The following is a 7,779-nucleotide window of genomic DNA, read 5'->3' on the forward strand; positions in this document are numbered from 1 at the left end:
CCACGACGGTACCCAGCGCCTGATCCCCGCCCGGGCCGGACGGGGATCAGGCGCTGGGTACCGTCGTGGCGCCAGACGCTGGGGCTGCTCGGCTCCGCCGTCACGGTCGTGGCCGGACTGCTGACCATCATGTACCTGCGCACCGGGATACCCGTCGACCTCAACGCCTTCGCCACCCAGCAGGACAACGTCTACTACTGGGCCGACGGCAGCGAGATGGCCCGCACCGGCGAGATCGACCGGCAGGACACACCGCTGGGCCAGGTGCCCGAGAAGGTCCGCTGGGCGACGCTGGCCGCGGAGAACGAGACGTTCTACTCCGACAGCGGGGTCTCCCCCGGCGGCATGGTCCGCGCGGTCTCCAAGATGGTCACCGGGGGCGACACCCAGGGCGGTTCGACCATCACCCAGCAGTACGTGAAGAACGCCTACCTCGACCAGGAGCAGACCCTCACGCGCAAGCTCACCGAGATGTTCATCGCTATCAAGCTCGACAACAAAATGAGCAAGGACGAGATTCTCGAACAGTACCTCAACACCAGCTGGTACGGGCGCGGCACCTACGGCATCCAGCGGGCCGCCCGCGCCTATTACGGCAAGGACGTCCCGCAGCTGAACGTGAGCGAGGGCGCCTTCCTGGCATCCCTGCTCAAGGGGGCCGCGCTCTACGACCCGGCGGCCGGCCCCGAGAACCACAAACGCGCGGTGGAGCGCTGGAACTGGGTCCTGGACCGGATGGTGACCATCGGCAAGCTCTCCAAGCGGGAGCGCGCGCGGTACACGCGCTTCCCCGAGCCGATCGCCCCGCCCAAGGCCACCGGGCTGACCGGCCAGACCGGCTATCTCGTCGATACGGCCCGTACCTATCTGCTGGCCCACTCCCCGGTCTCCGAGCGGGAATTCGCGCTCGGCGGCTACCAGGTCCGCACCACGTTCGACAAGAAGCGCATGGCAGCGCTCACCCGGGCGGTCGAGCAGGCGCGGGACGGTCTGGCCCCGGACCGGCGCGCGGCCGACCGCGATGTGCGCATCGGGGCCGCGTCGGTGGCCACCGACGGGCGTATCGTCGCCCTGTCCGGCGGGCCGGACTACCTCGAACAGGGCTTCAACGACGCCAATTCGTCCGTCGTGCCGGCGGGCAGCGCCTTCACCCCCTTCGTCTACGCGGCGGCCCTGCGCGACGGGGTGCAGCGCGAGCGCGGCAGACCCCGCACACCCATGACCCCGGCGACGCTCTACGACGGCGACAACAAAGTCCCGCTGCGCACCCCGGAAGGCCCCTACTGGGACCGGTCGGGGAAGATCGTCAAGGCGGTCAACGACGGCGCCGAGTCCTGGGGGAAGATCTCGCTCAAGGACGCGGTCGCGCAGTCGGTCAACACCCCCATGATGCAGCTGGGCATGGACGTGGGGCTGGACCGGGTCGGCAAAGTGGGCACGCAGGCGGGCCTGCTGGAGAGCAGCCTCGGGGAAAAACTGCCGTCGTTCTCGCTCGGCACCTCCACGCCCAGTGCCATCCGCATGGCCGACGCCTACGCCACGTTCGCGGCCCAGGGCCGGCACACCGAGCCGTACTCGGTCGCCGGACTGCGGCGCAACGGCGACGACGTGCCCGTGGAGAGGCCGGAGGCCGAACAGGCCCTGCCGCCGGACGTGGCGGGGGCCGTGGACGACGCGCTGCGCGAGGCGGTCCGCACGGGCACAGCGCGGACGGCGCAGGCAGCCGGGCCCGGCACGGCCGGCAAGACCGGCACCGCGCAGGACAACAAGTCCGCTTGGTACGTCGGCTACCGCGACTCCCTGTCGACCGCGGTCTCGCTCGCCCGTATCGACCCCGGGACACAGGAGCTTCTCCCCCTGGACGGCGTCGGCGGAACATCCGAGGGCACGGTGGGCAGTTCACTGCCGATCGAACTGTGGACGCGCTATATGACGGCCGAGTAGAAGCCCTGGCGAAATAGGCGCAAAGCACACGTACATCGCGTCGGAGAACCGGGCGCGCCAATGCCCGTCATTTCTTGCGGGTTTACCGCAAAATCGCATGTGACACGGCATCTACTCGCCTTCTGAGCAGCGTTGTTGCGTGTTTCGAATGTGACATGCGCAATCCAGGTGACGTAAAGTCCCGGTCAGTTGTTGCCCAAGGGCCGCCGTTCACGAACGGTCGGCGATCGCGGCAGCTCTCACCCCCCATGATTCGAATCGGCGTGCACCGGACCCGTCGTGCACGCCGCAGAAAGGCATGCACATGTTCCGAATACGGTTGCCGAGACCCGCTGCTCTGGTCGCAGCGGGCGGCATAGGCGCCTGTATCGCCACCGTCGCCGTACCGTCCGCCTACGCGGTCTCCCCCACCCCGGCGGACACCTGCACGGCCCGCCCCGCGGACAAGAACTCCGAGGCGCCGCTGAGCTGTCTCGGCGTCACCGCCTCCCTCGACCGCCTCCCCGCCATCGGCGAGCGGACCACCCTCACCGTGGCCGTCACGGCACAGACCGACGTCAAGCGCGCCGGCCTCTCCCTCCAACTGCCGCCCGCCCTCCGGATCGTCGACCGGGACAGCGCCCTCGCCGCGCCCACGACGGACGCCTTCGGCCAGCGCACCAGCCGGACGCTGGCCCTCACTCCGGGCACCCGCACCGTCAAGCTCAAGGTCGAGGCCGTCGCCGCGGGCCCCGCCCAGATCCAGGCGGACATCAGTGACATCGACCGGCCCGACCCGCGCCGCGCCGGTCACGCCTCGGTGGAACTGACCATCGGCAAGGACAAGGGCTCCACTGCCAAGGGCATGTCCGTCACCAAGGCCGACGCGGCCCCGGCCGACGCGACGGCCGGCGGGCCCACGGCGCACGACCGCCCGGTGCGCCCGGGCGCCGCCGCCCCGGCCGCACCGAGCACTCCCCCGCAGGCCGCGGCCCCCGGCAAGCGCTACGCCCCGGTCTGCGTCAGCGGCACCCTGCGCAACCGCTTCCAGTCCTCCGAGGGCGGCAGCTGGAACCGCAAGGCCGACCGGGACCTGCCGGTCAGCAACGCCAACGTCACCCTCTGGGGCAGGGCGACCGCGGGCGGCGGTACGCAGAAGCTCGCCACGGGTCTGACCGGCAACGGAGACGGCACGTTCAACCTCTGCTACACGCCGAGCGCATCCGTCACCTCCCAGGTCTGGGCCGAGTTCCAGACCCAGGCCGGCAGCATGTGGTCGGTCGTCGACGGATACAACCGCCGCTACGCGACCACCTCGAACGCCCTGAGCAACGTGTCGGGCAACAAGAGCCTGGGCACCGTCTACGCCAACAGCGGCCAGAGCCGCGCCTGGCACGCCTTCGACACCCTCAACAAGCTCTGGTGGGACCGGGGTTCCACCAGCACCTGCTGGACGAGCAACCAGCGGGACGGCCGCTGCACCCCGATCACCGTCCAGTGGTACCCGGGCTCCCAGGACGGTACGTACTGGACGAACCGCGACGACAAGGTCCACCTCGCGGACAGCGACCCCGACTCCGGCCACACCACCGTCCACGAGGCCGGGCACTCCCTCATGGGCAAGCTCTACGACGGATGGTGGCCGAACGTCACCAACTGCTCGCCCCACTACATCAACCGCACCTCCTCCACCACCTGTGGCTGGACCGAGGGCTTCGCCGACGCCGTGGCGTTCCACACCTTCAAGGACACCGTCATGACGTGGGGCAACGGCAGCTCCATGGAGCTCGGCAACGACCGCGGCACACGCGGCATGGACTGGGGCGACGCCTGCGAGGCCCGGGTCGCCACCGCGCTGGTCGACCTGTGGTCCCAGGTCGACGGCGGCTGGACGAAGAGCAACACCATGATGTCCCGCGAGCGCCAGTCCACCTTCCGTGAGTACTTCCTCACCGACCGGCCCGCGTACGGCCTGGACAGCGGCTCGAAGGCCCGCAACATCCTCTACGGCCACACCATCCAGTACTGATCCGCGGGCCCCGGTCCATCCGCCCCCATTGATCAGCAGAAGAAAGAACCCCCATGCACGGATTCCGTAGCTCAACGCGCAGATCGACGCGCACACACGCCGCCCCCGCGCCACGGCGCACCAAGATACTTCTGTCCACGACAGCCGCCGTCCTTTCCGGCGGAATCCTGCTGAGCGTCTCTCCCCAGGCCCAGGCCGCCGTCACCGGCACGGTCACCGGTGGGCGAGGCAATTTCAGCACGGTCAACCAGCGCTCCCAGCCGTCCCTTTCGGCCGACATCCTCGGAAAATCGCGGGTCGGTGACCGCGTCACGATGTCCTGCCGTACCACCGGCGACGTCGTCGAGAACAACTCCCGCTGGATCTATTCCGGCAAGTACTACATAGCCGACGCGTTCATCAAGGAGAACACCGGGAATCTGCCGGTCTGCGAAACCTCCACCCCCCGGCCCACCGGCCGGACCGCCCTCGACATCAATATGGAGAAGCAGGTCAAGGACCAGTGGTGCTGGGACGCCGCCGGCCTGACCATAGCCAAGTACTGGGGCTACAACCGCTACAACCAGTACGACTTCTGCCGCCTGGCCTCCCAGGGCAACCGGCTGGACTGCAACAACCGCCCCGCCACCCTCGGCGACATGGCCAACGGCCTCCGCAACATGGGCTTCCGCAGCAGCGGCACCGACCTGTACCGCAACGCTTCCTTCGGTGAGACCCGGAACGAGATCGCGAACAAGCGCCCGTTCGCCGTCCGTATCGGCTGGACCTCCGGCGGCGGCCACATGAACGTCGTCTACGGCTACGACAGCACCAGCAACATGATCGCGGTCGGCGACCCCTGGCCCACCACGAAGACCTACACCTGGTGGAACTACTCCGCCTACTCCGGAAACAACTCCTTCCGGTGGACCCACACGCGCATCGGCATGCAGGGCTAGAGGAGACGACCGATCATGCACCGTACGACCAGACGCGCCGCTACCCTGTGCGCGGCCACCGCCGTCGCCGTCACCCTCTGCGGAATCGGTTCCGCACAAGCCGCCGACGGACCCGCCGCCCCCGCGGCGACCGACTACGCCGCCGCTCAGCAGGTGCTGCGCTCCGACAAGGTCCACGACACCGTCAGCCGCTTCCTGACGGCTGTCGAGGGCCGCACCCCGTCCGGCGACGCGCAAGGAGGCGCGGACGGCGGCGCGGACGGCGGCCTGGCCGGCGCCCCACGCAACGCCGCGCAGGCACCCGCCGCCGCAAGCGGCTTCGACCTCAAGAAGCCGGTTCCCCTCTACGAGCTCTCTCCCGAGTTCGTGACCGGCAAGACCGGGCCCACCGCCGGTTCGGCCCTGCGGCTGTCCTATCTCGCCTCCCGCGTCTCGGCCGCCAACGGCCGTCAGGCCGCCGTCCTGCTCGCCCCGGAACAAGGCGGCCGCGCCTGGCAGCTGGCCGGTATCCGCGACGGCGACGCGGACATCAGCGCCGCCGAACGCGGCACGGACCGGGCGCAGACCTTCATGGAGCCGCAGATCCACGGCTGGTACCGGCTGGCCGGCAGCGGCTCCGTCGAGCCGCTCAACGAGGAAGCCCGGACGGCTCTCCAGGGCAAGCCCCGCGTCTCGCTCGCGGCGTACCAGCAACTCGTCGCCAAGCGTTACGGCGACAAGCTCCCCGGCTCGGACTACGACCGCAAGGGTCTCGCGGGCGGCTACGCCCTCGCCGAGGACCAGGCCCCCGCCGCCGCTCCCTTCCCCTGGCTCCTGACCGCCTCCGGCGCGGCAGCCCTGGCGGTGACGGGCGCGGCGGTCCTCCGCCTGCGCCGCCGACGCCGCTCGGCCTGATCCCGTGTGCCGTCACGCCGCCCCGGCGTGATGGCACACCGGCGTGACGGCACACCGGCCGGGGCACCGGAGACGCCGCTCAGCCGCGGGCCCGGGGGACGACGACCGGCGAGGCGTCGCCGGGGGCGCGCAGGATGTCGGCCTCGACGCGGTAGAGCTCCTTGACCAGCGCCTCGTCCACCGTGTCCCGGGGCGGCCCCTGGGTGATGACGTGGCCGTCCTTCATGGCGATCAGCGTGTCGGCGTACCGCGCCGCGGAGGCCAGGTCGTGCAGGACCATGACGACGGTCCGGCCGGCCGCGGCGACTTCGCGGACGAGTTCGAGGACGTCGACGACATGGCCGAGGTCCAGGGCGCTGGTGGGTTCGTCGAGCAGGACGACCGGTGTGTGCTGGGCGAGCACCATGGCGAGCCAGCAGCGCTGGCGCTGGCCGCCGGAGAGCCGGTCCAGCCGCTCGGCGGCCAGTCCGGTGGTGCCCGTGGCCTCCAGGGCGTCGCGGACGGCGCGTTCGTCCTCGCGCGACCACTGGCGCAGCAGGCCCTGGTGCGGGTGGCGGCCGTAGCGGACCAGCCCGGCCACGGTGACGCCCTCCGGCGCGCGCGGGGACTGGGGAAGCATCGCCACCTTGTGCGCGGCCTGGCGCTGGGCCAGTTTCCAGATGTCGGCGCCGTCGGCGTGCACGCTGCCCGCGTCAGGCCGGTGCAGCCGGGCGACCGTGCGCAGGAGCGTCGACTTGCCGCAGCCGTTGGGGCCGACGATCGCGGCCACGTGACCGGCGGGGACGCTCAGGTCGACGTCGTGGACGACGGGCCGGCCGGGGTAACCGGCCCGCAGGCCGCGAACTTCCAGACCGGGGACATCCGTGCTGCGGGCTTCCGTACTGCGGGTTTCCGTGCCGCGGGCTTCCGGGCCGGGCGTTTTCAGGCCGGGCATGGCGTCGGTCATGGGGTGTTCATGCCTTTCCGGTGGTGCGGTCCGCGCGGAAGAGGACCCAGAGGAGGAACGGGCCGCCGAGAACGCTGGTGACGACGCCGACGGGGAGCTCGACGGGGGCGATGACGCGGCCGAGGGCGTCGGCCGCGGCGATCAGGGCCGCCCCGGTGAGCGCGGAGCCGAGCACCGGCACCCGGGTGGGACCGCTGAGGCGTCCGGCGAGGATCGGGGCGGCGAGTGCCACGAAGGCGATGGGGCCGCCCACACCGACGGCCAGGCCGGCCAGGGCCACGGCGAGCGCGAGCGCGGCGGCGCGCAGCCGTCGCAGGTCGACGCCGAGACCGGCGGCCGTGTCGTCGTCGAACCGCAGCAGTTGCAGGCGGTGTCCGGCGGCGAGGGCGAGCGGCAGCAGGAAGAGCAGCCCGATCAGCATCGGTGTTCCGACGTTCCAGTCGCGGCCGTTGAGACTGCCGACGGCCCAGAGGAACACTCCGCCCGCCGTGTTGTCGTTCTGACGCGACATCACGAGGTCGCCGACCGCCCCGACGAAGGTGGACACGCCGATGCCCACGACCAGCACGCGGTATCCGGCGCCACCGGCCCCGCCCGCGCACAGCACGACCAGGACCGCCGCGGCCACGGCCCCGAGCGGGCCGAGCCACCAGTGGCCGATCATGCCGGTCGAGGACCCGGCGGCGGAGGCCACCACGGCCGCGGTGGCACCTTCGTTGACGCCCAGGAGGTCGGGGGTGGCCAGCCGGTTGCCCGCCAGGGTCTGGGTGAGGCAGCCCGCCACGCCGAGCGCGGCGCCGACCATGAGCCCGACGCATACGCGCGGCAGCCGGAAGTCCCGTACGACCATGACAGTGCCGGGGTCGCCGGTGCCCAGCAGGCCGGACACGGTGTCCGACAGGCTCATGCCTGTCGAACTCGCCATCACGGCCAGCGCGACGATCAGGAAGAGCAGCGGCACGAGGAACGCGGCGACCAGCGCGCCCCGCCGTGGGAAGAGCCAGGAGAGTGTGCCGGTGCGCAGCACCAGGCTGTCCGGCGGGGTGACA

General features: G+C 71.1%; 6 protein-coding genes. 4 read left to right on the plus strand and 2 right to left on the minus strand.

The annotated features are described in order from the left end of the window. From K6I34_RS26695 to K6I34_RS26710, 4 genes are all read left to right on the plus strand, one after another. On the plus strand, nucleotides 1-1,944 hold a 1,944-nt coding region (locus K6I34_RS26695), incomplete at its 5' end, for a transglycosylase domain-containing protein (RefSeq protein WP_238489812.1). Nucleotides 1,945-2,248: 304 nt separating this feature from the next. Next, nucleotides 2,249-3,952: a mycolysin gene (locus K6I34_RS26700; protein ID WP_229329395.1), complete on the plus strand. Its 1,704-nt coding sequence runs from the start codon at nucleotides 2,249-2,251 to the stop codon at nucleotides 3,950-3,952. A gap of 53 nt (nucleotides 3,953-4,005) precedes the next feature. Continuing rightward, nucleotides 4,006-4,890: a papain-like cysteine protease family protein gene (locus K6I34_RS26705; protein ID WP_229329397.1), complete on the plus strand. Its 885-nt coding sequence runs from the start codon at nucleotides 4,006-4,008 to the stop codon at nucleotides 4,888-4,890. Nucleotides 4,891-4,905: 15 nt separating this feature from the next. Beyond that, complete coding sequence (locus K6I34_RS26710) at nucleotides 4,906-5,784, plus strand: hypothetical protein (RefSeq protein ID WP_229329399.1); 879 nt, start codon at nucleotides 4,906-4,908, stop codon at nucleotides 5,782-5,784. 79 nt (nucleotides 5,785-5,863) lie between these two features. Here the strand turns inward: K6I34_RS26710 and K6I34_RS26715 are convergent, their stop codons facing one another. Beyond that, entirely contained in the window at nucleotides 5,864-6,730 is an 867-nt protein-coding gene (locus K6I34_RS26715; protein WP_229329401.1) for an ABC transporter ATP-binding protein, read from the minus strand. Between the two features lie 7 nt (nucleotides 6,731-6,737). Next, a partial coding sequence (locus K6I34_RS26720; protein WP_229329403.1) for an iron chelate uptake ABC transporter family permease subunit occupies nucleotides 6,738-7,779 on the minus strand: 1,042 nt, incomplete at its 5' end.

Source organism: Streptomyces sp. UNOC14_S4, assembly GCF_020740835.1.
Classification (GTDB): domain Bacteria; phylum Actinomycetota; class Actinomycetes; order Streptomycetales; family Streptomycetaceae; genus Streptomyces.

Excerpts from the sequence above, each read along its gene's own strand:
- K6I34_RS26715 (WP_229329401.1), bottom strand. The coding sequence starts at position 6,730 with ATGACCGACGCCATGCCCGGCCTGAAAACGCCCGGCCCGGAAGCCCGC.
- K6I34_RS26700 (WP_229329395.1), top strand. The coding sequence starts at position 2,249 with ATGTTCCGAATACGGTTGCCGAGACCCGCTGCTCTGGTCGCAGCGGGC.
- K6I34_RS26710 (WP_229329399.1), top strand. The coding sequence starts at position 4,906 with ATGCACCGTACGACCAGACGCGCCGCTACCCTGTGCGCGGCCACCGCC.
- K6I34_RS26705 (WP_229329397.1), top strand. The coding sequence starts at position 4,006 with ATGCACGGATTCCGTAGCTCAACGCGCAGATCGACGCGCACACACGCC.